18 protein-coding genes are annotated in these 26,890 nt (G+C 43.0%); 9 read left to right on the top strand and 9 right to left on the bottom strand.

The annotated features are described in order from the left end of the window. Positions 1-44: 44 nt before the first annotated feature. Together GNIT_RS15385 and katG are read right to left on the bottom strand one after the other, a co-directional pair. Entirely contained in the window at positions 45-905 is an 861-nt protein-coding gene (locus tag GNIT_RS15385; protein WP_014110209.1) for a PA4780 family RIO1-like protein kinase, read from the bottom strand. 97 nt (positions 906-1,002) lie between these two features. After that, the gene (gene katG, locus GNIT_RS15380) at positions 1,003-3,213 is read right to left on the bottom strand and encodes a catalase/peroxidase HPI (protein WP_014110208.1); all 2,211 of its coding nucleotides are present in this window, start codon (positions 3,211-3,213) and stop codon (positions 1,003-1,005) included. Between the two features lie 226 nt (positions 3,214-3,439). Here katG and GNIT_RS15375 point away from each other — a divergent pair, with 226 nt between their 5' ends. Next, positions 3,440-4,450 carry an oxidoreductase family protein gene (locus tag GNIT_RS15375; protein ID WP_014110207.1) on the top strand — a complete coding sequence of 337 codons (1,011 nt, stop codon included), beginning with the start codon at positions 3,440-3,442 and terminating at the stop codon, positions 4,448-4,450. Here the strand turns inward: GNIT_RS15375 and GNIT_RS15370 are convergent. From GNIT_RS15370 to GNIT_RS15355, 4 genes are all read right to left on the bottom strand, one after another. Further along, complete coding sequence (locus GNIT_RS15370) at positions 4,436-6,652, bottom strand: putative bifunctional diguanylate cyclase/phosphodiesterase (protein ID WP_014110206.1); 2,217 nt, start codon at positions 6,650-6,652, stop codon at positions 4,436-4,438. The genes GNIT_RS15375 and GNIT_RS15370 overlap by 15 nt on opposite strands. Before the next feature lie 205 nt (positions 6,653-6,857). Beyond that, positions 6,858-7,985 carry an aminotransferase class V-fold PLP-dependent enzyme gene (locus GNIT_RS15365; RefSeq protein ID WP_014110204.1) on the bottom strand — a complete coding sequence of 376 codons (1,128 nt, stop codon included), beginning with the start codon at positions 7,983-7,985 and terminating at the stop codon, positions 6,858-6,860. Positions 7,986-8,012: 27 nt separating this feature from the next. Beyond that, a complete protein-coding gene (locus GNIT_RS15360; RefSeq protein ID WP_014110203.1) occupies positions 8,013-8,843 on the bottom strand; it encodes a LytR/AlgR family response regulator transcription factor in 831 nt (276 codons plus the stop codon). After that, positions 8,840-9,973 (bottom strand): sensor histidine kinase, encoded by a 1,134-nt coding sequence (locus GNIT_RS15355; RefSeq protein WP_174268982.1) that lies wholly within the window; start codon positions 9,971-9,973, stop codon positions 8,840-8,842. Before GNIT_RS15355 ends, GNIT_RS15360 begins: the two co-directional genes overlap by 4 nt. 227 nt (positions 9,974-10,200) lie before the next feature. Here GNIT_RS15355 and GNIT_RS15350 point away from each other — a divergent pair, with 227 nt between their 5' ends. Both GNIT_RS15350 and GNIT_RS15345 read left to right on the top strand, forming a co-directional pair. Continuing rightward, the gene (locus GNIT_RS15350; protein ID WP_014110200.1) at positions 10,201-11,577 is read left to right on the top strand and encodes a glycoside hydrolase 5 family protein; all 1,377 of its coding nucleotides are present in this window, start codon (positions 10,201-10,203) and stop codon (positions 11,575-11,577) included. A gap of 113 nt (positions 11,578-11,690) precedes the next feature. Further along, positions 11,691-12,983 carry an MATE family efflux transporter gene (locus GNIT_RS15345; protein WP_238526908.1) on the top strand — a complete coding sequence of 431 codons (1,293 nt, stop codon included), beginning with the start codon at positions 11,691-11,693 and terminating at the stop codon, positions 12,981-12,983. Positions 12,984-13,042: 59 nt separating this feature from the next. Here GNIT_RS15345 and GNIT_RS15340 read toward each other — a convergent pair whose 3' ends face one another. Both GNIT_RS15340 and GNIT_RS15335 read right to left on the bottom strand, forming a co-directional pair. After that, positions 13,043-15,184: a transglutaminase family protein gene (locus GNIT_RS15340; RefSeq protein ID WP_014110198.1), complete on the bottom strand. Its 2,142-nt coding sequence runs from the start codon at positions 15,182-15,184 to the stop codon at positions 13,043-13,045. Continuing rightward, positions 15,168-16,070 carry a transglutaminase family protein gene (locus GNIT_RS15335; RefSeq protein WP_041246466.1) on the bottom strand — a complete coding sequence of 301 codons (903 nt, stop codon included), beginning with the start codon at positions 16,068-16,070 and terminating at the stop codon, positions 15,168-15,170. The genes GNIT_RS15340 and GNIT_RS15335 overlap by 17 nt, the downstream gene beginning before the upstream one ends. 403 nt (positions 16,071-16,473) lie before the next feature. Between GNIT_RS15335 and GNIT_RS15330 the strand changes: the two genes are divergently transcribed. Together GNIT_RS15330 and GNIT_RS15325 are read left to right on the top strand one after the other, a co-directional pair. Then, on the top strand, positions 16,474-17,361 hold the full coding sequence (locus GNIT_RS15330; protein ID WP_014110196.1) for a glycoside hydrolase family 17 protein: 888 nt from the start codon (positions 16,474-16,476) through the stop codon (positions 17,359-17,361). After that, positions 17,351-18,295 (top strand): glycoside hydrolase family 17 protein, encoded by a 945-nt coding sequence (locus tag GNIT_RS15325; protein ID WP_014110195.1) that lies wholly within the window; start codon positions 17,351-17,353, stop codon positions 18,293-18,295. The genes GNIT_RS15330 and GNIT_RS15325 overlap by 11 nt, the downstream gene beginning before the upstream one ends. A 147-nt stretch (positions 18,296-18,442) precedes the next feature. Here GNIT_RS15325 and GNIT_RS15320 read toward each other — a convergent pair whose 3' ends face one another. Then, a complete protein-coding gene (locus GNIT_RS15320) occupies positions 18,443-19,399 on the bottom strand; it encodes a glycoside hydrolase family 17 protein (RefSeq protein ID WP_014110194.1) in 957 nt (318 codons plus the stop codon). A gap of 356 nt (positions 19,400-19,755) precedes the next feature. Here GNIT_RS15320 and GNIT_RS15315 point away from each other — a divergent pair, with 356 nt between their 5' ends. The 4 genes from GNIT_RS15315 (at position 19,756) to GNIT_RS15300 (ending at position 26,882) form a co-directional block, all read left to right on the top strand. Beyond that, the gene (locus GNIT_RS15315; protein ID WP_014110193.1) at positions 19,756-21,186 is read left to right on the top strand and encodes an MFS transporter; all 1,431 of its coding nucleotides are present in this window, start codon (positions 19,756-19,758) and stop codon (positions 21,184-21,186) included. Between the two features lie 360 nt (positions 21,187-21,546). After that, positions 21,547-24,537, top strand: a complete 2,991-nt coding sequence (locus tag GNIT_RS15310; protein WP_014110192.1) for a TonB-dependent receptor — start codon at positions 21,547-21,549, stop codon at positions 24,535-24,537. Positions 24,538-24,610: 73 nt separating this feature from the next. Further along, positions 24,611-26,176, top strand: a complete 1,566-nt coding sequence (locus GNIT_RS15305) for a tryptophan halogenase family protein (protein WP_014110191.1) — start codon at positions 24,611-24,613, stop codon at positions 26,174-26,176. Further along, the gene (locus tag GNIT_RS15300; protein ID WP_014110190.1) at positions 26,163-26,882 is read left to right on the top strand and encodes a SapC family protein; all 720 of its coding nucleotides are present in this window, start codon (positions 26,163-26,165) and stop codon (positions 26,880-26,882) included. Before GNIT_RS15305 ends, GNIT_RS15300 begins: the two co-directional genes overlap by 14 nt. Positions 26,883-26,890 lie beyond the last annotated feature (8 nt).

Raw genomic sequence — 26,890 nt, 5'->3', positions numbered from 1 at the left:
GTGTCTGTGCCGAGCTTTCTAGCAAGTTGCCTAATGATTTTTTGCTACTGATCATCACTATCTGGGTCTTTCATGCGTTCGATTCTTTCTTGTTCTTCTTCGAATGCGGCTTTAATTTCTTCAAGTACAGTGTCAACGTCAGCTTCGCGCTCGTCAAATTCAAAATGACCGCTTAATTCTGTCTCTGGCGTCAGTTTACCAGCCTCAAACAATGCCCACATTTCTTCGGCATAGTGAGTGTCACGCAGTTCTGGCGCAAATTCAGAATAGTAATCAGTCATATTGCGAACGTCTCGTTGCAACATACTAAATGCATTGTTGTTGGCAGCAGCGTTGACCGCTTGGGGTAGGTCGATAATGACAGGGCCGTAGTCATCAACTAGTACGTTGAATTCAGATAAATCGCCGTGCACAATGCCTGCACACAACATTAACATAACGTAGTGCATTACTTGGGCGTGGTCTTCTAGGGCTTGCTCTGCTGACATTGAGACGTCATTAAGTCGAGGTGCCACATTACCTTCGTCGTCGGTCACAAGCTCCATCAACAATACACCGTCGTAGCAGCCGAATGGCTGAGGCACTCTCACGCCAGCTTTTGATAAAGTGAATAGCGCGTCAACTTCAGCATTTTGCCAAGCATCCTCTTGCTGTTTGCGGCCAAAGCTTGAGCCTTTTTCCATCGCCCGTGCGCGTCGGCTGTTTTTAACCTTCCTACCTTCTTGATATTGTGCTGCTTTTTTAAAGCTGCGTTTCATTGCTTCTTTATAGACTTTGGCGCAGCGAACCTCGCCCTGACTGGTAACAGCGAACACGGTAGCTTCCTTGCCACTCATGAGCTGATAAAGGACATCATCAATTAGGCCATCTTCAACGAGAGGCTGTAAACGTTTTGGAATTTTCATGGGCCGTTTATACAGCACTCGTGGTTGTTTTTAAATATATTATCAATATATTATTTTAATGGCCGCTTTCAAGGTGCTCACCTCACATTGTTAACGATTAGTTCAAATCAAAGCGATCGGCGTTCATCACCTTGACCCAAGCGCTCACGAAGTCAGTTACAAATTTCTGATTAGCATCATCGCATGCATACACTTCAGCTATTGCACGAAGTTGCGAATTGGAGCCAAAGACCAGATCGGCCCGTGTTGCCGTCCATTTCTTGGCTTGTGTTTTGCTATCAGTACCAATGAACTTAGTCGCACTTTCGTCGATTGGCGTCCACGTAGTGCCCATGTCGAGTAAATTCACAAAAAATGCGTTGTTTAATTTTCCCGGAGACTCAGTTAATAAACCCTCTGTTGAGTTCGCATAATTTGCACCGATGGCTCGAAGACCGCCAAGTAATACTGTCATTTCCGGCGCGGTCAGCGTGAGCAGTTGCGCTTTGTCTAAGAGCAGCTCTTCTTCTGACACCGTAAACTGTTTTTTGCTGTAATTTCTAAAGCCATCAACGACAGGCTCTAATACTGCAAAGGCATCCACATCTGTGTCTTCTTGAGTTGCGTCTACTCTGCCTGCATTAAATGGGACGGAAATCGTCAAACCGGCTTCTTCTGCCGCTCTTTCAATACCAACCGAACCACCGAGCACAATAAGGTCTGCAATGGAGACAGTTGTGCCTTCATTATTTTCCTCGGCGAAGGTTGCCTGTATATTTTCATAAACAGATAACACTTTTGCAAGCTGGTCGGGCTGATTTACTTCCCACGTGTTTTGTGGAGCAAGACGGATGCGTGCACCGTTGGCGCCGCCTCTCGAATCTGAACCTCTAAAAGTTGAGGCGCTCGACCATGCGGTATATACCAGTTCAGATGCGCTTAGTTCAGATGCCGCTATTTTTTGCTTCAGATGCTCAATGTCGCCTTGATTGACAGGTTTTGCATCGGATATGGGTAAAGGATCTTGCCATATCAAATCTTCCTGCGGCACTTCTTCACCTAAATAACGCGACTTCGGCCCCATATCTCTGTGAGTTAGTTTGAACCATGCTCTTGCGAAAGCATCTGCAAACTCTTCTGGATTTTCCATAAAGTGCTGCGATATTTTCCGATATTCAGGATCCATTTTCATTGCCATATCGGCGGTTGTCATCATAATTCCGACAGGAATGGATGCATCCTCCGCGTCAGGCGCATGGTCATTTTTAGCCAAGCCCACGGCCTGCCACTGGTGTGCTCCAGCTGGGCTTTTAGTTAATTCCCATTCATAACCAAAGAGTACGTTGAAATAGCTCATATCCCAAGATGTGGGCGTTGGCGTCCAAGCTCCCTCAACCCCACTCGTTATGGTGTCACGCCCTTTCCCTGACTTATAATCACTGATCCAGCCCAAGCCCATTTGTTCCATCGGAGCAGCTTCAGGTTCCGGCCCTTTGTGTGATTCGGGAGCAGCGCCGTGTGACTTGCCGAATGTATGACCGCCAGCGGTCAAAGCAACTGTTTCATAGTCGTTCATGGCCATTCTGGCGAAGGTCTCGCGAATGTCTCGCGCCGACCCGAGAGGATCTGGATTGCCGTCTGGGCCTTCAGGATTAACGTAAATCAAGCCCATTTGCACTGCAGCAAGCGGCTTTTCTAGTTCGCGGTCACCGCTGTAGCGATTATTTGCTAGCCATTTATCTTCGGTACCCCAGTAAATATCTTCTTCTGGTTCCCATATATCGACCCGACCGCCGCCAAAGCCGAATGTAGGTAAGCCCATAGATTCAATGGCTACGTTACCGGTCAAGACGAATAGGTCTGCCCAAGATAATTTGTTGCCGTACTTTTGCTTAATCGGCCAAAGTAGGCGGCGCGCTTTATCTAGGTTGCCATTGTCTGGCCAGCTGTTGAGCGGCGAAAATCGTTGATTACCAGTTGCTGCACCACCGCGTCCATCACCTTCACGGTAGGTGCCAGCGGCATGCCATGCCATTCTGATCATAAACGGACCGTAGTGTCCATAATCTGCCGGCCACCAATCTTGGGAGTCGGTTAGGACCTTCTCAATGTCAGCTTTCACTGCCTTTAAATCTAAACTGCTGAAAGCCTCTTTGTAATTAAAATCAGCTCCCATGGGGTTTGCTTTTTTGTCGTTCTGATGAAGAATTTTAAGATTGAGTTGATTAGGCCACCAATCGATATTTTTGGTGCTGTTACCGCCTACTCGAGTGTTTGCGCCATGCATGAAAGGGCACTTCGCGCCTGAATCTTGGTTACTGTTTTCCATAAACACCTCCAGTTAATTTCTCTATTATTAGATTTTTAGTTTCTCTACCAGATCAAGATAGATGAATATCTTATTGATTGATAATGAATTTTTCCGGTCTACTTAATCGATTCGATTAGAATAGAGCTGTAATCTTTGGAATTGAATCTGGTGCTATCGCGTGGCAAACTGCATCATCAGCAATGTGCGTTGGCAAAAATGCCTAATAAAAAGTACCCAGTAAACTATGTCCAAAGTTAATGATGCAACCTTAACGTTCATCCAATCGAGCTTTGCTGATCCTGACGTGTTTAAAATCGCCAGTATACAAATGCTTTGGAGTGCTTACGGTGAAATCGCGCGCTACTATGTGCCAAGCTTAAACAAGTCAGTCATTGTTAAATTAGTTATGCCACCAGTGCAAAGTAACCATCCAAAAGGCTGGAATGGACAGCATTCTCATCAGCGCAAGCTGGACTCTTACATTAACGAATCCATTTTCTATAAACAGTATAGCCAACAAACCGATACTTTGTGTCGCACTCCTTCATGTTATTTTGCACATACCAACATCGCTTCTGATCGTCCCGAGGATAAAACGAACAGTCCGAATAGCGTATTGATAATGGAAGACTTGGATCAAGCTGGTTTTAGCGAGCGCATTAATCACGCATCATTAAAAGCCGTTAAGCTTGGCGTTAGATGGTTAGCTAAGTTCCATGCCAAATTCTTAAATCAAAACTTACGAGATGTTTGGCCGATTGGTACTTATTGGCATTTAGCCACGCGGCCCGATGAATATGCAAGAATGCCTGAAGGTGAGCTTAAAAGAAAAGCGAGCAAGTTCGATAGTGCGCTCAATAATGCGCGTTTTCAAACTTTACTGCATGGCGATGCCAAACTGGCTAATTTTTGTTTTTCAGCAAACACGAATGATTTAGCCGCCGTCGACTTTCAATATGTCGGGCGCGGAGTTGGTGTGAAGGATCTAATGTACTTTTTGGGCAGCTGCCTTGATGCTGATGAACTAGCGTTACATGCTAACAGTTTAGTTGATGAGTACTTTTCTATATTGCGGCTGTCCATTCAAAATGACCACCAAGAACTTGATTTCAGTTCACTTGAATGCGAATGGAGAACGTTACTTCCACTTGTTTGGGCTGATTTTGAGCGTTTCCTTGTTGGTTGGGCAACAGAGCATTATAAAGTAAACGACTACATGAAAAATCAGACAAGCATTGCGCTAGCCAGCGTTTGATATTGCCCCAATAAGCAATTCTTTTAGTGGTTTCGGCTTGCCGAGCCCGTAACCCTGACCGTAATTGACGCCAATAGTCGTAAGTAACTCTTTGATTTGATTGTTTTCAACAAACTCAGCAATGGTCTGCATTCCCATTACATGACCAATCTCGTTAATCGATTTCACCATGGCATAGTCAATGGGGTCCTCGACAATACCTTTAACGAACATACCATCGATTTTTAAATAATCTACCGGCAAATTTTTCAGGTAGCCAAAAGAGGATATACCACTACCAAAGTCATCCAAAGCAAAACGAAAGCCAGATTTTTTTAACGTTTTAATAAAGCGAATAGCTGCGTCGAGGTTAGAAATTGCTATGGTTTCCGTAACTTCGAAACAGACCATGCTTGGGGATATCTTTCGCTCTGAAAAAACGTCTAATATAGATTCTAGAAAAGCTTGATTGGTTAACGATGGGCCCGATAAATTTATGCTAACAAAATCGACCTGTGCGAAAAACAGTGGATGCTCAGCCAAAAGTTTACATGCATGGCTAACTACCCAGGCATCTAGTTTTTCAATCAGATTATAGCGCTCCGCAGCTGGCAAAAACACGCCTGGAAGAATAATTTCTCCCTGTTCATCGACCATTCTTATTAATAACTCATAGTGCTTTTCTGCACCGCCATCTAGGGGAACAATAGCTTGTGCATATAGGCAAAAACGGTCTTCATCCAAAGCTTGATTTATACGCCCAACCCAATTCATTTCTCGATGTCGAACGGCCAACTCATTATCGTCAGAGTGATAAGCGTGAATACGGTTTCTTCCCATATCTTTTGCAAGATAACAGGCAGCGTCGGCTTGTCTAAATAATTCTGTAAAATCGTCGCTAGCTTTAGTTATTGCTACTAAACCTATGCTAACACCTATGCGAAATACCTTTCCGGCCCAGAGAAATTGATAGCTCATTACTGTTTTTAGAATTTCATCGGCAACTAAATGTGCCTGTTCCAACGTACAATCTTGGATTAGAATGCCGAATTCATCTCCGCCAAGCCTTGCAATCGTATCGCGTTTACTGATGGTAGAGAGCAGTAGTTGACCCAGCTTATTCAGCAACTCATCTCCTGCAACGTGACCACAGGTGTCGTTAACAACCTTGAATTGGTCCAAGTCCATAAATAACATGGCATGACAATTATCACTGTTTTGGATTTTAGACAGCAGATAACTCACTCGTTTTTCGAACTCGTGTCTATTAATTAGGCCTGTTAAACTATCGTGAACTGCCTGATAGTTAAGCTCATCTTGTGCAATTTTTTGTACCGAAATATCCCGTATAATTCCCTCAATACTCAGGATGTTGCCATCATCGCTCTTTATTAAATGCGCACTTGATGAGCCCCACCAATAGGAACCGTCTTTTCGCAGCAGTTTAGCCTCAAAATTTTTAACCGCGCCATTATTTAAAATAGAGTTTAAAAACCGCTCTCGTTCTCTTGGCTCCGCGTAAACTTGTTTGCCTAATTCCATTCCTATCGCTTCGTCTACGGTATAACCGGCAACAGAATAAACAGAGGGAGAAATGAAGGTGATTCTTCCATCTAAATCTGTTTTATATAGGATGTCAGGAATATTTTCCACGAGGTCGCGATATCTAGTTTCGCTTGCTGAGAGTGCCGCTTCTGCTATGGAGCGCTTCTGCGCCTCAACTGCATGGGATACAAGATCTGCGAGTGAACTCACATACGTTATTTCTTCACTGGTCCATTGGCGAGCTTCGCCGATATGCTCTAAACATATAACGCCAATTGTCTTTCCGCCAAAGCGAATTGGAGCGTCTAGCAGCGATTCAATGCCAAGTGGAGATAAATAATCTTTAGAGAATTCAATTGTACGGGGGTCTTGGTGAGCCTTGTCGGCATTGATAAAACGGTCTTCTGCTAAAGCTGCAAAGTAGGCTGGGAAGTCAGTTTTTGAAAGTTTCTCGCCTTTGGAGTGAGTGTTAGATGTGCTTTCATAAAGATCCATACTTTCAATGCTGGCGCGATCTTGTGAATACATCCAAATGCTTGCCCGCTTAACCTTTAAGGTGTTCGAAGCAGCTTCGGTGATCTCTTGAAATGAGTCGGAGGAGTTTCCGCTGTATAGCGCTTTTCCCTTTACTATAGTAAGAAGAGACTCACTAAAAACTTCGAATTGATTTACCGACATTGCTACCCTATTCCTAAAAACAATTTAAGGACTATCAAATCATCATTTGCTAATGTTGATTTTACGGTGAAGACTTTATAGCAGCGCTGACCGTTTAGATAACGATAACGGTTTTTTTGTGTGTTATATTCGACTTCGGCAATAATAGATAAGATTATGCCAAACATCAGCCTAATTCAATAACTATGTCTTTGATCAGCTTTAGCTAAATAAAACAGCGAGCAATCACATCCGCATCATCAAAGTTATTCATAATGTGCAGCGATAAGCGAAATATATCACCGCGACGATCATATCTTACGCCAGCTTCATTTAGTTTTTCTGCGGCCTTTTCCATGTCGTCACATCCGATGCACAAGCTGCCTCCTTGCCCACTAAGCTCAGCTTCGTTAGGTTTTATTGTGACATAGTTTGGTAGGCTATTTAATAAGCGACGTTTCAAGTCAGTATTGTGTTTAGCGATGTTTTCAACGCCTATTTCTAATATCATATTAATAGATGCACAAGCGCTAACGTAGGGGGCTACGCTGGGAGTACCTCCCCAAAATCGCTTTGCGTTATTAGCTGGCGCATAATGATTAATATCGAATTCAAACGGGTTTTGATGCGAAAACCAACCAATAGGGTCGGGTTCTAACTCATTAATGTGACTCGCTTTTATAAACATAAATCCAGCGCCTGGGCCACCGCATAGCCATTTCACACAGGACCCAAAGATTGCATCTGCACCCCATTCTTTGCTATCCACAGGCACGACGCCAACCGATTGCGCAATATCGACCAAAGCATAAGCGCTATGTGATTTAGCAAGTTCAACCAATAGTACAAGATCTGATTTAATAGAGGTGTTTGAATGGACATGGGTGAACAAACAGGCAAGGACGTTCCCCTTCGCTAATTCCTTATCCCAAGCGTCGAGGCTATTAGGGTCGCCTTGGATTAAAACTAATTCCAGTCCATATGCTTGAGCTAAACCAGTAACGACAAAGCCCATCGAAGCAAAGGCATCTTGATGCATTAAAACACGCTGCTTACTTTTGTTTTTTGGTAATTTAGCAAGAGCACTTAAGTATGCTGAAAAACCCGATGCTAAATTAGGTTGAGGGCAAATCTCATCGGCTGAGGCATTAATTAAACTCGCAACGGACGTACAAAAATCATCAACGCTTTGCAGCCATTTAGGCCATGCATCTCCCCCCAATGCTTCCCACGGCGCCAGATAGTGCTCTTGCAATGCTAACTTGGATACCTTCGGTAGAGGGCCTACAGAATGAGCGAGAGCATAAATGCCGTCGGGTAAGTGAAAATATGACGCGTACTGCTTAGTGTTCAAAACGGTTACCTTATTTGATGACAAAGCCTAGTTAGTTAGAAAAGTCTTCACCACATCCTTGTAATTACGACTAACCTTAATTTTGTCATATTCTCCCATCATCAAGAAAAATTCGCCTTTCGTGTGGGGTATCACTTTGTCTATAAAATCCAAGTTAACGATGGTCGAACGGTGAACACGTTTAAACTGCGTTTCGTCCAATTCAACTAACATTTCTTTTAGCGTGCAGCGTTTTACGTGAGTTTCACCTAGTGCATGCACGCAAACGTAGTCGCCAGCAGCATCAATCCACTGTATATCTTGCTGTTTTAATAAATGTATTTCGTCTCGGTCTTTAATCACGATTTTGCGGTTTTTAATATCGACAGACTGGGGGTCTTGATGCGTTGATTCGTCTGCCATCCACGTCACAGTTTTATCATGTTTTTGGTCGATATGCGCAATTGCGCCTATCACTTCACGCTTATTTTCCGATTGCTCGTCTGATTTTATCGCGAAACGTTCTAGGGCTCTATCAACCGCCCTTTGAATGCGTTCATCATCAATGGGTTTAAGCACATAATCTACGGCATAAGCGTCAAAAGCTTCAAGCGCATATTGTTCGTAAGCAGTTGCAAAAACAATTAGCGGCATGGTGTCGTTTTGTAATTGCTTAACGACGTCCAAACCAGATAGACCCGGCATCTGAATATCTAAAAATAGCAAGTCGGGTGCAAGCTCAATCACTGCATTTATGGCTTCACGGCCATTTGAGCATTGTGCAATGACCTCTACATTAGGCACTTTCTTTAGTTTTGCTGCTAGCAGCTTTAATGCAAGCGGTTCGTCGTCAACAATGATTGTTTTTAATATAGTCATTTTGTATCCGATAATTCGAGTGGCATATTGATGCAAGTAGAGCGTCCGCCCTCTGCACGTCGCATGGTGTTAATTTGATAGTCGTTTTCGTAAAGAACCGACAAGCGTTGTTCAGTATTCTCTAGTCCGATACCAGTTTCATGTTCGGTTTGTGTTTTTTTACTCTCTTGGTCTGCACCGCTGTCGCTTATTTCAATAATCAGTCTGTCCTGATTAATGCCCGCTCTTATTTCAATAATGCCGCCTTTCTCGTTTTTAGAAATGGCGTGCTTCATCGAGTTTTCGATGATGGGTTGCAATAGCAAGCTGGGTACTAGGGCATTTTGCGCCTCATCGTCTACTTTAAAATCTAGTTGTAAACGTTCAGCAAATCGGGTTTTTTCTATTTCGAGATAAAGATTTAAAGCGCTAATTTCTTCTCTCAAGGTGATCATTGTGTCAGGGTTGTTGTCCAATGAATGACGTAAGAATTGGCTCAGCTGCACAGTCATTATTTGGGCTTTCTCTGACTCTTCAATTTCGATCAGTGAGTTGATGGCGTTTAAGGTGTTACATAAAAAGTGAGGGTTAAGCTGATATCGCAACATTTTAAGTTTTGCATCGCGCGCGACACTTTGGGCCTCAATGCGCTTAATATGTTCTTTTCGTGTTGCCGCCTCAGCATTGAGCATAATGCTATGTTCTGATTGCAGCAGTTCGAAATAACGAATACCGTGAAATAACCCAGTCCAACATAAGAATATGAAGATACTCGCAAAAAACCAGCCGCCAAACTCTCCCCAAACCTGATCCGCTGGGGTTAGCCAAGACAATGCCTGCATTCTAAAAATAGTCCATAAAAATGCGACCACAAATACAACAAACATACCTACACACAGCCTGTATGCTATCGACTTGTCCCAAATTCGATCGAAAGTCCGATAAAGAAAAATCGAAAACAGTAGACCAAGCAGTGCCTGAAGAACAGTATGTACGACGTTCGCCAGTGTGACTTGGCTGTACCACAATGTTAAAGTAAAGAAACTAACGGTGCTCAAGAATAACCAAAAGCTGGCCTGCCAGAACCAAAACCGGTGAATGGGATCTTGTTTAATTGCCGTTTTTACTGATTGGTTAATTGCACTGATCATTGGACAGTTTGTTTACCTTTTATTAACAAGCAGCGAGTTTACACCTAGCAGTGCATCATATCTATTGTAGCCGTCCATTATAACCTCCAATTAATCCAACCTATCTCATTTTATTTGAGGAGCTGGGGGGTAAGACCGCAAACTGTTATCACAAAATAGTAACAGTTATATTTGCGAGTAAATAGCAGAGCTAATACTCCGAGTAAAAAATAATTAGGTGAGCAAATATGAAGCCTGGTAAATTTCTATTATCTGCTTTTGTGATAAGTATGGCGAGCGTTTTGATTTTTTGTAATGCAGCTTCCGCTTTAAATGGTTTAAGCGAAGACTCTCTGACACCGTCCCATACCGTGGTAAATAATATCATAGAAACGAAAAAGCAAACGCCAATTAAAGTTGAAATTATCGAAGAAAATGGCAGCTATCAATTATTGAGAGGCGGAAAGCCATATCAAGTCAGAGGGGCAGGTATTGGCTCAACCGATCTTGCAAGTTTGGTAAAGTTTGGTGGCAATTCAATGCGAAATTGGGCCGTAGATAATCATGCTGAACCTGCACAGCAATTATTAGACCGAGCTCATGCCATGGGTATTACCGTTTCCTTGTGCTTAGAGTTTGCCAGAGAACGACATGGTTTTGACTACAATGATCCTGTTGCTGTTGCAAGACAACTCGCTAAAAATACGGCAAGAGTTGAAAAATATAAAGACCATCCAGCATTACTGACCTGGATAATAGGCAATGAAGTAAACTTTGGATTTACCAATCCGAAGGTATTTGATGCGGTGAATGATACCGCGAAGATGATTAAAGAAATCGATCCCTATCATCCAACAACGACCGCTTTGGCAGGCTTCGATAAAAGGGCATTAGCCGCAATAGAAGAACGTGCACCTGATTTAGATTTCGTTAGCTTTCAGCTTTACGCCGATCTTTTAAATTTACCTAAGTATATTCAGGACTCTGGCTACGATAAACCTTATTTCGTTACGGAATGGGGTGCGGTTGGGCATTGGGAAGTACATAAAACGAAGTGGGGTGCGCCAATTGAGAATACCAGCTCAGAAAAAGCCAATAACTACGCAAAAAGTTACTCACAAGTACTACAACCCTATAGCGGCAAAGCGATAGGCAACTATGTATTTTTATGGGGACAGAAACAGGAAAAAACCCCAACATGGTATGGCATGTTTTTAGCTACTGGAGAAAAAACTGAAGCGGTCGACGTTATGTACCATATCTGGAATGGCGTCTGGCCGGAAAATCGTGTTCCTCAAATTAGCCAGATAATGCTCGATAATCAGGTCGCATTCGATGACGTTTACTTGCGCTCCGGTAAGGTTTATCAAGCATCTGTTGAGGTTGTTGACGCCGATGGCGACGATATCCGTTATCTGTGGGAAATTCGCCCTGAATCCACTTCTGACAAAGTGGGCGGTGATGCTGAATATGTGCCTCCATTGGTAGAGGGTGTCATTAAAAACCACGATGCAGTTATAAAGTTAACGGCACCAGATAAGGCCGGCGCTTATCGTTTATTTGTCTATGCTTTTGACGGTAACAACAATGCAGCCCATGCCAATATCCCATTTTACGTGAAGTAAGTCTTCTTTGTTGTTAAGCCAATATGCAAAAACGCAGCCCATCAACATTTAAACAGTGTCTCAAGCTAGCGTGGCCTATTTCGTTGCAAAGCATTCTTGTGACGATGCTGGGTATGAGTGACATTATGATGGTGGGTCATCTTGGTGACGCTGCCGTAGCTTCTGTTGGTTTGGGAAACCGTATCCAGTTTGTCGTACTGATCATTTTATCTGGTCTGGCAGCTGGTGTGGGTGTGTTGTCGGCACAGTATTATGGTGCAGGTAAAAGCGAGCGCATCAGTCCCATTATTATTAAGACACTGGCAATTGGGGCCGGTGTATTATTCCCAATAGTGCTGCTAATTTTCGCCTTTGGAGACCTTATCGTTGGTCTCGGCACTACCGATCCTGTCATCATCACTACCGGCGCAGAATATTTGTGGGTAACCATGCCCAGCTTAGGCTTCGTTGTTGTGGTGATGGTTTTTGAGAATGCACTGCGTGGATTTAGTCAGGTAAGGCTATCGATGGCACTAGGCGCTGTTGCAATCGTTATTAATATTGCGTTGAACTATTGGTTAATTAACGGCGGACTCGGTATCGACGCTATGGGCGTGCTAGGAGCAGCGTGGGCAACTTTTATTGCTAGAGCTATTCATGCGCTGCTCATGCTGACTTGTTTAGCGAAGACTAGACATAGCGTCTTTCCAAGTAAATTAAGCGGGGCACAATTTTTAAATAAATCACAGTGGGCCCACCTAATTAGGCTTGTATGGCCAATGATGGTAAGTTTCGGCGTATGGTCCCTAGGCACATTTGTATATCAACTTATATTCGGACGTATTGGCACCCAAGAGCTTGCCGTCATGAGTCTAATGGCACCCTTGGAAGGTTTACTCGTTTCGTTCTTTTTTGGCTTTGCCTCGGCTTGCTCTATTATGGTTGGTCAGCGACTCGGGAAAGACGCATTCGGTGCTGCTTGGTCTGTTGCACGAGGCTTTGCTATTACTGCGCCTATTGTGACTTTGTTGCTAGGGATAGTGATGTTGAGTTTGGAATCGTTAGTGTTCATGCCCTACACAAATCTTAATCAAGATACACTGGCGGTTGCTCACGACATATTTTTGCTAATTACATTTGGTACCTGTGTCAAAGTTTTTAATATGACAGCATCTATGGGTATCTTGCGCGCCGGAGGCGATAATAAACATTGTATGCTTATTGATATATCAGGAATGTGGGTCATCGGTATTCCACTTACTTTCGCAGCTGCATTCTATTTTGAATTAGCTCTTTATTGGGTGGTATTAATAACTTATTCAGAAGAAGTTACGAAGGCGGTTTTATTTGCGTATCGAATGAAAGCAAAACACTGGTTGCGCAATCTAACTGACCATTCAGTAAGCGCTGAACCCCACTCCTCGTAATCAGCAACAAATTTTAAAATTCGCTGCCAATATGAGCATCAAGCAAACTTGAAAAACAGTTAACTATCGATAGGTGGAGGCTTTAGCTGACGGCGTAAATCTAAGGTAAATCGATATTCAGGCGATAGTTTAGGCTCAATCGCGTCGCTTATGCGATCAATTAGATCAGGAGCTGTCTTCCAGCGCGCTGAGCGACGCTGCGCTGCTGATTCATCATTTTTGGGCCTACCGTCATACACCGCTGCATCAGGATTCCAATAGTGATAACGCGCAGCCGACATTGTCTTGCCCGAGTGTTTATCTACCCATTCAAGCACTAACGGCGACTGAATAGGAACGTGCGGGTGCAGCGCTGGGTAGGCACTTGCACATTTATAACGCAGTCCACAAATCATTATTCCGTTAACTTTTTCAAATGGCACACGTACCCCATTAACTCGCAACTCTCCATTATCTAGCACATCACTATTTGAAAGCGTAACCTGCAGACGGTCAGTAGAGTTGTCGACTACGCGCACGGTTGATCTTCCTCTATTTTGCTCAGCCATCAGTGGCCATGACTCGAAGGCTTGGCGCAGTTCAATACTACCTTTGGGTATTTCTAGCTTACCTACGCTTGGGCTTCTGAAGTCTAAGATTGGCAGTAACCATTGTGGGTCAAAGGGTATGCCGTGCGACTTCAAGTCAGCACAAATATCTTGAATGTCTTCCCATAAAAATGCAGGTAAAAAGTAGCGGTCATGAAGCTCAGGGCCAAAGCGTTTCAGTGGCTCGGTAAAAGGAGATTCAAATAGGCGAACAATAACGGAACGAATAAATAATGCTGCCAGTGACATCAGCTCTGCCTTTGCAAACGTTTCAAACGCTCTAAATTCAACAATTCCTAGCAGACCACTGGGCGACTCTAGGTTGTAGAACTTATCAAAGCAAAGTTCAGCGCGATGCGTATTGCCGGAGGAATCTGTCATCAAATTCTTCAGAAACTGATCAATTGATGGGCCATCGGGGGCAATGGTCGCAGCTTCAATGCCTTCGCATGCAACTTCTAATTCATATAGGCCATGCCTAGGTCCTTCGTCGACGCGCGGCGCCTGACTGCCTGGGCCAACGTGCTGGCCTGTAAAGAAATAAGATAAGGCCGGATGGCGTTGCCAATAACGCAACACTGAAGCGATACGTTTAGGGTTTAGTAAAAAAGGATTGGTATCAAGGTTTTCACCGCCAAACGTTAAATGTGAACCGCCGCCGGTGCCGTAAACAGAACCATTGAGCTGCAGCTTGGTTAACTGGAGTCCAACCGCTTTGGCAGCATCTGTACATTGAAGTAAAATTCGGTTGTAGTCTTGCCAGGTCTTGCTTGGCGGAAGATTGACCTCTAATACTCCAGGGTCGGCCGCTAATCCAAGTACCACGAGTTCGTCTTTTGTTTCGCTAGGTGCATAACCACAGAGTAAAAGGTCATGTAAATTCGCCTCGTTGACAAGCTGGCGTATTAAATTAATGAGTGCTCGAAAAGCAGACAACTCCAAAGGAGGTATAAAAATTTCGATAGCGCCGTTGCGCACTTCTATACTCAGGGCTTTGCGCATCGTCTCTTTTGGGAGGTCTCCTAGTGGCAGGCGCAAACCAATTGGGCTATCGCCCATAAACAGTTGAATAGGTTCATCAGGCGTAAAAGGCCATTCGGCTGAAACCCAAGCATCTTCTGCGAAGTTTAAAGGTAAAACCCAACCCGCTAAAGCCGAATCTTTCTCTGGAGTTGCCTGTTCAAAGGCTTTTAAAATATGCTGCTTTAAATCCAATGCGGAAGCTATTCCCTCCATCAAAGTTTCAGCTACTTTAGGTTTATTTTTTCCCTCAACATCGTCAAGCATCAAACGTTCTGTTTCTGGCCAAAGTGCTTCGCCTTGATTTGCGTGCAGCGTCATAAAAACCCATCGCGGCAACGGCTCATTTGGATACCACTTTCCAAACACCTGCATGGCTAAGGCTTGAGGATAAACGTTTTTGATTAACTCACCCCCCATGCGACGAGCGTAACCCAACTTCTGTTCACCCATTGCGCCATTATTCCATTCGTCGGTATCAGGCTGAGCAACAATGTATGTGGGCTCGCCGCCCATTGTTAGCGTGATGTCTTGCGCCTTCAGCTTAGACTCTACGATTGCCGCAAGGGCATTAATCTCACTTGAGTGAATCAAGGCTCAACTCCTCTATATTTAACTGAACCTCTAACACGGAATTTGTTGCAGTTTTGGAAAAATAATGGCCTTGAATAGGGTCAACAACCTCCGGTAAGTGACTCACAGCCGCTGGAATAAAAAAGCTGTTTGCCAATATACCGTTAGTAGGGTCAAAGCCCTTCCATCCAGCACCGGGCAGGTAAACTTCTGCCCAAGCGTGCATAGATCCTGCCGCTCGGTTTAGTAAGTGGTTTTCATCGTCATTGCCAGACTCAACATACAAATAGCCGCTAACAAATCTTGCGGCGAGACCGAGTTGACGCACAGCAGAAATGAAAAGTGCCGCCATATCCCTACAGGCACCGGAGCGCAGCGTTAGCGTCGTATTTGGAGGCTGGATACCTTCTTCGTCACGGCGTACATAAGCAATGTCGCGTCTTATGGCTTGGTTTAAGTCTGTTAGAAATTGTACGATGTCTGGATGTTTAGCCGGCGATGGCACCGCTTGCTTGAACCAATCTAGTACCTCGGTTTCGTTTTCTAAAACTTCATCAAGTAGGAAAGGTACAAGCGCTTTTGTATCTGCACCTCTATAGGAAAATGGGTACTCTAAGGCGTAAGACTCAAGCAAAAAGTCATAGGGATTATCTTCATTTATGTCGACTTCGATTTCAGTGCGGAACTCCAAAATATCAGACTCGTTTAAAGCAAAATTGCAGTTTAAAAGTGTATTACCATTGACGTCACGCACGAAGCTTTGCGTTGATGCGGGTATTGTTTCCACAGAAAAACGATGAACTCGTCGCAGGTGTCCTTCTATTGGACGGAGATATAAACTATGGACCGAAAAACTGACGGGGCCAGAGTATTTATGGCGAGTTAAATGCTCGATGCGTAATTTCATAAAATTAGGATGCCAAGCTCTGTCGTGACAAGCTTCGTCGTTACAAGCGTTGTCGTATTTAGTGTAATAAGAGGATATACACTAAATACATCCTATGCAAAGGACGCAGTCAAGATAAAGATAAATTATTGACTCACTTAATCTGATCCCCGTTAAATAAGCAGCAGCACAGTATGCTAATTTCTAAGCCTAAATTTTGATAATCACACACTGTTTTCGACACTAAAGTCGCAGCCAGTACCATTCATCCTGCAGCTAGTACCATTCAACCTGCAGCTAGTACCATTCAACCTGTCTCTTGTTGCATACAATAAGTATTGCGTTTATCCTTTTTACTTTACCCAAAAAGACCTTCAATTCAACCCAAGCGCTTCAGTTTCTGAGCTGCTAAATAGAGATGACTATGTCCGGAAAATATTATCGAAATAAGCGTTCAAATGCAGCGCAATTATCTGTTTCTGATTTACAAAAAGAAGCTAAGAAACTACTGGATAACAAAATCCATGGTCTCTCATTTAGTCCATACATTACAGGCCAAGAGCCGGGTCCCGGCACCCAAATTACTGAAGAGCAGATCCGTGAACGCTTGCAGCTAATTTTGCCTTATGTGAAATGGATACGCACATTTTCATGTACTGAAGGCAACGAGTTGATCCCTAAAATTGCAGCTGAGTATGGTCTCAAAACAATGGTAGGAGTGTGGTTGAATGATAATTTTAAGAACAATGAAAAAGAGCTACAAAATGCCATCAAAATCGCTCAAGCGGGTCATGCCGATATTTTAGCTGTTGGTAATGAAGTTATGCTGCGGGAAGAAATGAGTGAGCAACAGTTAGTCGACTACATTAACCGAGCAAAAGAAGCTGCGCCAAATATTCCAGTAGGTTATGTTGATGCTTACTTCCTATTTGAAGATCATCCTCCAGTTGCTGACGCGTGCGATATTATTTTCGCTAATTGTTACCCTTTTTGGGAAGGATACCCGGCAGAACATGCATTGACTTACATGAAGGATATGTACCATCGTGCCGTGAAAGTGGCCAATGGAAAGCCAGTCATCATAAGTGAAACAGGTTGGCCGGACCAAGGCTCACCTGACAGAGCTGCGATACCTTCTTATGAAAACGCGCTGCGCTATTTTGTTGATGCCTATCATTGGACTCAAGAAGAAGGTATCGACTTGTTCTATTTTTCTTCTTTCGATGAAGACTGGAAAGTTGCGGATGAAGGCGATGTTGGCGCTTATTGGGGCATACTCGACAAAGACGGGAACCATAAATATGCAAAGTGAGTCTAAACAGTTGACTTCACTTGAGAAAATGATGGGGCGCGAGCATGCGCAAGCGATTTGTTATTCAGGTTATAGAGATGGGCAAAATCCAAGGCTAGGAATATATCCGAGTTATGCAGAAATAAAAGAAGACTTATTGTTACTAAAAAATTGGTCTTACCTTAGAGTTTATGATTGTAGCCAGCATGCCGAAACAGTTTTAGAGGTAATTAAGAAAGAAAACCTCAACTTTGTACTCATGTTGGGAGTGGATATTGCGGCCGAGGTCAGCAACCCAAACTGTCCTTGGGGAGCCGACTTTAGTGAAGAGCAGCTCGATCAGAATCGTCAAGCAAACGATGAAGATATTGAGCGTTTAGTTGCTTTGAGCCGTCGCTACCCTGAGTATGTATGCTCGGTATCGATTGGAAATGAAGCGAGTGTCGATTGGACTGATCATATGGTGCCTGTTGAGCGCCTAGTCGAATTTGCAAAGCGTATTAAAAGCAAAATTGACGTTCCGGTTACCTTTTGTGAAAACTACGTTCCTTGGACAAATAAGTTAGCGCCGTTGGTGGCAGAACTAGACTTTATATCTATTCATACTTATCCAGTTTGGGAGTACCAAAGCATAGAAAATGCATTGGAATACACGAAACAAAATTATTATTCCGTGCAGCATTGTCATCCTGATGTTCCAATCGTAATTACTGAAGCTGGTTGGACAACACAGTCGAACGGTTGCGGTATCGAAAAATGGAATGCGTCTGATGCGCTTCAGGCTGAATATTATCAACAGCTTCTTAGTTGGACCAATAGCGAAAAGATTCTAACCTTTGTGTTTGAGGCTTTCGATGAACCTTGGAAGGGCTCGGACGATCCGCAGGAGCCGGAAAAGCATTGGGGTCTATTTTACGTTGATAGAAGGCCTAAATTGGTTTTGCAGAATACATAAACGAAAACGCGATGGGCAAAGAATACTCTGTAGGTTCATTGCGTCGCTTTAAAAGAAGCTAAATTTTATTATAAAGACAAGGGAGCTAACGCTCCCTTTTTTATTGTTTCTTTTTTACATCGCTTAATCAGATGATGAGCTAAGCGCTCATTTTGTAGCGACTTCAACCGCGAGCTTTGGCGTTCTATCTGAACGAAAGACACCCCAATTTTTCTCTGCAATGCTGTCAGGCATATCTTCACCGCCTTTCCATTTCTCGTCAAACGCTTCAAAATAGAAAGATACAATGCGATTTTCCTTTAACCAGTGGCGGTAAGCATCAAAAAATATCTTCTGTGCTTTTTCACTTGCTTCACCAATGATAAGGCTTTCATCGCCATTACTACTGACAGAGCTTGTAGCCCATCCTGATTCGCCAAGCGCGACCTGTTTATTAGGGTGTAGCGCTTTAATGTCATGGTAGGTTTTTTCGGTCCAGGGTACGGCATGTTCTAAAGCTTGTGAATTCCACATTGCGTATGCATGCAGCACAATATAATCGAGCGCTTGTGCAACTTCTTGACTCCAAGGTTTGTTCCAGAAATTATAGTCATCAGCCAGAGTGACAGGCACGTCAACAGCACTCTTAACCTTCTTGACCCATTTTAAATACTTTGGAATATCGGATACTTCAAATTTGTGTGCCGACCAATCGACAAAGATTTCGTTACCTAAATTGACGCTAACAATGATGTCTTTGTAATCATTGGCTAGTCGAATGACTTCGGATATTTGCTTTTCATTTTGCTCAGCAGTTTGGGTTGATGAAAGCCATGCTCCCTGCATCACTTTCACTGGTAACTTGTGTTTTTTAATCGTTTTTAATACTTGTTCGCTTGCAGGATCAGCGGCATACATGCGAATTAAATTCCAAGTAACAGCGCTATTCGTGGTTAAAATAGTCATGTCTTCTAGGATATCTTGCTCAGATGACACGCTCTTTTTATCAGGGCTTTCACCGTCGCGATACGAACCATAAGCAATGCCTAAGCCAATCCATTCTTCATCAATCATAGGGTCAAAGACCGGCTTGGAATATAAAGATTTACTGTTTTGCTTTGTCATTTGGTTCGCCTGTAGGTGAAAACTAACTAGTACTAAGATGAAAGTCATAGCGAATAATAATTTCATATCAATTCACACTAAAAATAGAAAGACTGGCAGTACAGCAGTTTTACGCTGTTCTTAGCAAGTAATTTGAGTTTAAAAGGACTTTAAGTGGGTTATTAGGGAGACTTTACTGTAGCCGAGCATGTGTCGTTTTTTATTCCTATTTTTACATTCCTTCAGTTGCTAACCTTAATTTGTCCCAGCCATCACGAAAAAAGTTCAAGTGACCGAATTAATGCAATTTTACTTAGAAAATCAGGCGCAAATGACATATATTTACAAACCATTTACAACTGCATTTGAATCAATATATGTCGCACTACGAAACAGCTGCTAAAGATCGTATATCTTTTAGTGAAAAAGCCGCCTATGGGACGGGAACGCTAGTCCTTAATTTACTACCCGCTTCTCTAGCGCTATTTGCATTCTTTTTAATAACGGCGTTCGGTATAGATCCGGTACTGGCCGGTTTACTAGTTGGACTACCCCGTTTATTTGATGCGTTAACTGACCCTATCATGGGTTTTATCACCGACAATACGAAATCTAGATGGGGCAGACGCCGACCATATATAGTGGTCGGCGCCATATTAAGTGGAAGCTGTTTCGCGCTGCTATGGCAGTTAGATCCAGAAAACTCTCAAGACTACACCTTTTGGTATTTCTTGATACTTTCCATGGCTTTCACTATTGGTAATACAATGTTCGCAACACCCTTCGTCGGCTTAGGGTATGAAATGACCTCAGACTACAAGGAGCGAACGCGTTTAATGGCTGCCTCTCAGTTTATGGGGCAAATTGCTTGGATGATTGTACCGTGGTTTTGGGTCATGATTGCTGACCCCGATTTATTCGAAAATCAGGCACAAGGGGTAAGGCAACTCGCATTATATATTTCGGGTATTTGTATTATTTTGGGTATCGTACCCGGATTATTTTGTAAGGGAATTGATAATTCAAATATTGAAAACAGAGCAGAAATTTCATTCCGAATGATTGGCAGCAATTTGATGGGCGTGTTTAGAAGTATTATCCAAACATTCAAAAATGCAGCCTTTGTGAGGCTCTGCGGCGCTACTTTCTTAGTATTCAATGGCTTTCAGTTAGTCTCGTCATTTGCCTTTTTTATTATTGTTTTCCATATGTTTGATGGTGATTATGGCGCTACAGGTTCGTGGCCTGCATGGTTCGGTACAGTAAGCGCTTTTGCGACTGCATTTATGGTTATTCCGGTTGTTAGTTGGATGGCAAACAAGTGGGGGAAACGCAATGCGTTTATCATATCTACACTGATATCAATTGTTGGCTATACATTGAAATGGTATGGCTTCAACCCTGAAAACCCTTGGATGATATTTATGCCTATTCCTTTGATGTCCTTTGGCATAGGCGGATTGTTTACGCTGATGTTGAGTATGACCGCAGATGTTTGTGATTTAGATGAGTTAAAAAATGGCATGCCGCGGAAAGAAGGGACGTTCGCAGCGATATATTGGCTGATGGTTAAGCTAGGTCAGGCATTGGCCATAATATTAAGTGGAATCGTACTGAAGTACGTTGGATTTGATGCGGGTAATGCGACGCAAACTGTTGAAACCATGACTAATTTGCGTATTGCGGATATTATAATTCCTGCAGGAACTGCTGCTTTAGCTATTTTGGTTATGTGGAAATATGATATCAGTGAGGAACGGGCGCATCTTATTAAAGAAAAGTTAATTGAACGTCGTGGGGAAATATAATTTTGAATCTTTATTCACCATCAATTACTTTAACATTTCTTAAAAAAAAATTAACAAATGTTAATAACTCATGTAAAAAAACAGTTAATATTTAAGAATGCAGATTCGCTTCTCCGTATTTATGTAATCTGACAAGAAGCAACGGCAAGACGATAACAAAAGCAGACATAGATGAGTAAGTTGGCAGAGATAAAAGTATAGCGTTCAAACCTATCAAATTTTGTTGAGCTTCCGCTTTACCGCAAAGTGAAGCCAGTTCATCGCAACAAGGTTCTGTTCGTTTCGATCCTGTGCGAAAGTTAGCATTGGAAATAAATTTATAACATTTTGATAACAATCCGAACCAGGGACACACATATCATGCAAAAGAAAAATCGTCTTAAAAGCCCTATTGCGAAGGGAGTTTCGCTCGCCCTCGGAGTGAGCTTAATGGCGCCAATTTACGCTCAACAAACTGATGAAGTAGCTAGTGCGTCTTCCGCCGAAGAACAGTCCCAATTAGTAGAAATAATCGAGATAACGGGTATCCGCGGCAGTTTAATGCGTTCTATGGATACTAAACGCGAATCTGTGGGTGTAGTAGATGCCATTACTTCAGAGGATATTGGTAAGTTTCCTGATACGAACTTAGCGGAGTCTTTACAGCGTATTACCGGTGTGTCGATTGACCGTGTAAACGGTGAAGGTTCTCGCGTAACGGTGCGTGGCTTTGGTGCGGACTTCAATTTAGTTACGTTAAATGGTAGACAACTGCCAACTAACTCCGGTTTAGGTCGTTCTTTTGATTTTGGTGATTTAGCGGCTGAAGGTGTTGCTGGAGTCGAGATATACAAAACAGGTAAAGCGCATGTGCCCACTGGGGGCATCGGTGCCACCATTAATATACTCTCAGTCAAGCCGCTCGACAGTGAAGGCTTGAATGCCAGTTTCGGTCTAAAAGCGGTCAATGACACGTCCACGATATCCGGCGATACGTGGACACCTGAGTTTTCAGGTATTTATAGTAACACTTTCCTAGACAATACTTTTGGTGTTGCGTTCATTGGTAGCGTGCAAGAACGGAACAATGGTGCGCAGTCAGCGACCACCAACTTTTTCTCTGAAGTGGATGGCGGTTCAATACGCGATGGTGTCAGCTTAAATGGAACGCAGCCTTCTGCAGGCGATATAGTCGGTATACCGCGTAATATTGTATACCAATTAAGCGAAGTGGAGCGCACACGTACTAATGCTCAACTAACACTGCAATATGCACCACGAGATGATTTAACTGTTACGCTTGATTACACCTATGCTGAGCAAGAAGTGTCTTCGAGCTATAACGATGTGTCTTTCTGGGTCGCACAGGTTCCAGACGAAGTATTATGGTCTGAGGGCCCTGTTGTGTCACCTCTTGTGTATTCAGAGTTCGATAGAGAGCCTGATTTTCCCCACGCTGCTGGTGGTGGCGGTTCGAGAAACGAATTAAATTCGGTTGGCATTAACGTAGAATGGCTACCTAATGATTCTTTGGAATTAAGCCTTGATCATCACGATTCTAAATCATTGCGTGAACCAGATGATGAAATTCGTGGCTCAAACTCGTTTCTAACAGTTGCGGGCTTGCGCGGTAGAAGCCGAGCTTCAACTACGATTGATTTTACTGGTGATATACCAGTCACGACTACCACAGCGAACGATCCGCTGTCGCCTGACGATATGCGTTTGACCGGAAGTGTTTATTCGAACTCTTGGGCCGAAATGAATATTGAGCAAACTCAATTTTCGGGTAAGTGGTATGTTGACGAGGATCAAACAATTGATTTTGGTATGGGCTTATCTAAAGTGGCGAATTTTGAAGCCAGTAGCCTTGTACAAAGAAACACCTGGGGTGAACCTCAAGCGAGTGCGCTCGGAGCAATGTCTGATTTGATGACTCCCGCGAGTTTGTCCGGTGTGTATGATTCGTTTAGCGCAGGAGACCAGATAAACAATAATTTCTTCATCTTCGATTATACCGAAGTGGCGGCGCGTGCAGCGTTCCTAGAGTCATTAGACCCATCTAATCCTTTGTATCTCGCACCTGATATTAACGCAGTAGGTAGCTGTGGAAATGGTTTCTGTCCAGACTTTGAAAAAGGTTTTGGTAATAACTTCGAAGAAGATACCCTATCTGCATTTTTGCAGTACCGGTATCAAGGCGAAATCGTAGATTTACCTTACAGTGTGCTAGTTGGCTTGAGATATGAAGAAACCGATGTAACATCTAGCTCAGCCTCGCGAAATTACACTCGAGTTGAGTGGGTGGCGGCAAACGAGTGGATTGCGCGTGATGATGGTACAGAGGTTCCATCTGGTTTAGAGGCGAGTTACGATAATTGGTTGCCTAACTTCGATTTTGACTTAAATGTCCATGAAGACATGAAGGTGAGATATTCATACAGCACTACAATTGCGCGCGCAGGCTACGGTGCGTTAATTGGTAGTTTGAGTATTGCTAACTTTATCCAATATAATTCGGATGGATTATACCGGGCCACGGGCAGCATTGGTAACCCAGGATTGTTGCCATATGAGTCAGAAAACCACGATTTGTCGTACGAATGGTATTACGATGATGCAAGCTATTTTTCTATTGGTTACTTCAATAAAACTGTTTCTAACTTCATCGGCGGAACGACATTAGAAGATGTGGCTATTTTTCCAGATTTAGCTTTCCCCGGCTTTGGTCCATTGTTTGAAGATGCAGTTGCTGCGCTAGGCGGAACACCCTCAAACCAGGCAATTAGAGACTGGATTTTTGAAAATCGAGGGGGTGAACAGGGTGTAATACCTGATCCTAATGGCGGTGGAGTGATAACAGGTGTGTCAGGTAGAGATAACCCTGCTACATTCGACCTGGCAACAACCATAAATAGTGCAGACGAGTTGACTATAGACGGTTGGGAAGTTGCGCTGCAACACGACTTCGTTGATACCGGTTTTGGCGTCATTATGAACGCAACTTTTGCTAATAGTGATAACGAATTTAATCGATTACTAAACCAACAGCAATTTACCTTGCCGGGCCTAAGTGATACACGTAACGTCATAGGCTACTATGACAAGGATGGTATACAGGTTCGTATCGCTTACAACTGGCGTGATGAGTGGTTATCTTTTGCTAGTGGACCACAACCTGGTTATGTTGCTGCATACGAACAATGGGATATAAACGCGAGTTACGACTTCAATAATGGTGTGATTGTGTTCTTTGAAGGCATCAACATTACTGACGAAACGACTCGCGGATTTGCTCGAGATAACCTGCAGGTTGCTGGTGTAACTCAAACTGGGGCTCGATACAATGTTGGTTTCCGCTACAGCTTTTAATTCGAAATCAAATTGAGCCAAAACTCACCATGGACGTAATGTTGATGGTGAGTTTTTTTTAAATTTAGGGCCTATGAAATCTGATATTAACAACATTGTAATAGTGGGTGGTGGTACAGCAGGGTGGCTTACCGCAGCCGTTTTAGCAGCACATTTTGATACCAAAACCAAATTCAATATTACGTTGATTGAATCTCCTAATATTAAGACAATCGGCGTTGGTGAGGGCACTTGGCCGACGATGGCTGCCACACTTCGGCGCATAGGCATTTCTGAAGCACAATTTATCAGCGAATGTGATGCCAGTTTCAAACAAGGTTCACGTTTTATTGATTGGAATGAAGGTGAAAGCTATTACCATCCTTTCTCTCTGCCTATCGGCTATAAAGACATCAACATCGTCGACCATTGGTTGGAGTCACCATCAGACTTGTCATTCGACGAATTCGCCACTAATCAAGCCGGCGTCTGTCAGCACAATTTAGCGCCTAAACAAGCCACTACACCAGAGTATGCGAACGTGCTCAACTACGGCTACCATCTTAACGCGGGTAAGTTCGCTACCCTGTTAAAAAATCACAGTATTAATAACTTAGGTGTGAAACATATTTCTGCGGATGTTAGTTCGGTGAATGCGCACAATGCCACATTCATTGAAAGCGTTGTGCTTGCTGATGGAACACAAATAGAAGGCGACCTGTTTATAGACTGCACGGGTTTTAAGCGCCTACTCATTGGAAAGTCCTTAAAGGTACCCTTTAAAAGTGTTAAAGATGTACTGTTCAATGACCGCGCTATGGCTTTTCAAGTGCCCTACAGTCATGAGAACGCCGCAATAAACTCGGCTACGCACGCAACTGCTCATAAGAATGGATGGATTTGGGATATATCTTTACCCACTCGAAAGGGAATTGGTGTGGTGTATTCTAGTAAGTACGGTACCGAGCAGCAAGCTTTTGATACCGCTGAGCAATATATGCAAAAACACATGCCTCACATCAATATTGCCGGTCTGAGTCCCAATAAAATAAATATTGAACCTGGGCATCTAGAGACTTACTGGAAAGGTAATTGCTTAGCTATTGGATTATCGGCAGGATTTATTGATCCCCTTGAAGCTACGGCAATGATACTAGTTGAATTCTCAGCCAAGTTTTTAAGAGAGCATCTGCCTGCAAGTCGAAATGAACTCGGTTTATTAGCAAAAAAATTCAACAAAAGAATGGACTTACATTGGAACAATATTATTGATTTCATTAAGTTACACTACATACTATCAAACAGAACCGATAGTCAGTATTGGATAAACCATCGAGAACAAAACACTATACCCATATCTCTGCAACGCTCATTGATGATGTGGAAAAATAGAGCACCGTGGCATGCCGATGTTGAAGTAGCCGAGTCGATGTTTCCGCCAGCGAGCTATCAATTCATCTTATATGGCATGGGGTTTCAATCGAAAAGCACCCTCGCTGATAGGCGCTTAGCTAGCGAAGAGCGTTTACATCTTAAAAAATTACTTAGCAACAAACATGCAGAATTACAAAAATTATGTCAACATCTACCCACTAATCGGAAGTTGTTACTTGATATTAAACAAAGTTGGATGAACAGGGTACCCAATGTCGAAATATGAAATGTTAAATAATGTGGCTCATGCGGACTTAAAGATTAGACTAGATCGTTCATCTGAGTTAGGCGATGACGTCATGTTTTGCATGACTTACCCTTTTGAATTTCGACTTGCGTTGTCACACTATCCAATACTTGTATACAGAGACAAGGACAGTAATACCACCTTTCCAATTGCCTTGTTCGGATTTGAAGAGGGTGAAAATTTATTTTTAACTCAGCAAGGATGGAATGCTCGTTACATTCCTATTATGGTGCAAAGGCAACCGTTCTCAATTGGCTTTCAGCAATTAGAAGGAAGTGATGAGAAACAGCAAGTTATTTCATTCAATCCAGAGCACCCTAGAGTCAATAATATACAAGGCGAATCTGTATTCGATGAGCAGGGCGCGTATACGCCGTATTTAGAACAAGTTGTTAAAATGCTTGAGTCAATTGATGTTGGGCATCAGCAAAACAAATTGTTAGTCGATGCATTGGAAAAACACGAATTGCTAGAAGATACTACTATTGCAATTACATTAAAAGATGGCAGTAGTTATGAACTAGTTGGCTTCAGTACGATTGCTGATGACAAATTTGAAGCTTTATCTGCTGACGCATTAAAAGAGTTAAATGATCAGAAATTATTGCTTCCTATTACGATGATTATGGCATCCATGTCTAATCTTGGTAATTTAGTGGATATTCGTAACGTAAATGTGCTTTAGACGGCAGT

Origin of the sequence: Glaciecola nitratireducens FR1064, assembly GCF_000226565.1 — a bacterium.
Taxonomy (GTDB): domain Bacteria; phylum Pseudomonadota; class Gammaproteobacteria; order Enterobacterales; family Alteromonadaceae; genus Glaciecola; species Glaciecola nitratireducens.
The sequence above is the reverse complement of the archived record's forward strand: the minus strand, read 5'-3'. Positions and strand labels throughout refer to the sequence as shown.

Excerpts from the sequence above, each read along its gene's own strand:
- GNIT_RS15385 (WP_014110209.1), bottom strand. The coding sequence starts at position 905 with ATGAAAATTCCAAAACGTTTACAGCCTCTCGTTGAAGATGGCCTAATT.
- katG (WP_014110208.1), bottom strand. The coding sequence starts at position 3,213 with ATGGAAAACAGTAACCAAGATTCAGGCGCGAAGTGCCCTTTCATGCAT.
- GNIT_RS15375 (WP_014110207.1), top strand. The coding sequence starts at position 3,440 with ATGTCCAAAGTTAATGATGCAACCTTAACGTTCATCCAATCGAGCTTT.
- GNIT_RS15370 (WP_014110206.1), bottom strand. The coding sequence starts at position 6,652 with ATGTCGGTAAATCAATTCGAAGTTTTTAGTGAGTCTCTTCTTACTATA.
- GNIT_RS15360 (WP_014110203.1), bottom strand. The coding sequence starts at position 8,843 with ATGACTATATTAAAAACAATCATTGTTGACGACGAACCGCTTGCATTA.
- GNIT_RS15355 (WP_174268982.1), bottom strand. The coding sequence starts at position 9,973 with ATGATCAGTGCAATTAACCAATCAGTAAAAACGGCAATTAAACAAGAT.
- GNIT_RS15350 (WP_014110200.1), top strand. The coding sequence starts at position 10,201 with ATGAAGCCTGGTAAATTTCTATTATCTGCTTTTGTGATAAGTATGGCG.
- GNIT_RS15345 (WP_238526908.1), top strand. The coding sequence starts at position 11,691 with ATGAGTGACATTATGATGGTGGGTCATCTTGGTGACGCTGCCGTAGCT.
- GNIT_RS15335 (WP_041246466.1), bottom strand. The coding sequence starts at position 16,070 with ATGAAATTACGCATCGAGCATTTAACTCGCCATAAATACTCTGGCCCC.
- GNIT_RS15330 (WP_014110196.1), top strand. The coding sequence starts at position 16,474 with ATGTCCGGAAAATATTATCGAAATAAGCGTTCAAATGCAGCGCAATTA.
- GNIT_RS15325 (WP_014110195.1), top strand. The coding sequence starts at position 17,351 with ATGCAAAGTGAGTCTAAACAGTTGACTTCACTTGAGAAAATGATGGGG.
- GNIT_RS15320 (WP_014110194.1), bottom strand. The coding sequence starts at position 19,399 with ATGACAAAGCAAAACAGTAAATCTTTATATTCCAAGCCGGTCTTTGAC.
- GNIT_RS15315 (WP_014110193.1), top strand. The coding sequence starts at position 19,756 with ATGTCGCACTACGAAACAGCTGCTAAAGATCGTATATCTTTTAGTGAA.
- GNIT_RS15310 (WP_014110192.1), top strand. The coding sequence starts at position 21,547 with ATGCAAAAGAAAAATCGTCTTAAAAGCCCTATTGCGAAGGGAGTTTCG.
- GNIT_RS15305 (WP_014110191.1), top strand. The coding sequence starts at position 24,611 with ATGAAATCTGATATTAACAACATTGTAATAGTGGGTGGTGGTACAGCA.
- GNIT_RS15300 (WP_014110190.1), top strand. The coding sequence starts at position 26,163 with ATGTCGAAATATGAAATGTTAAATAATGTGGCTCATGCGGACTTAAAG.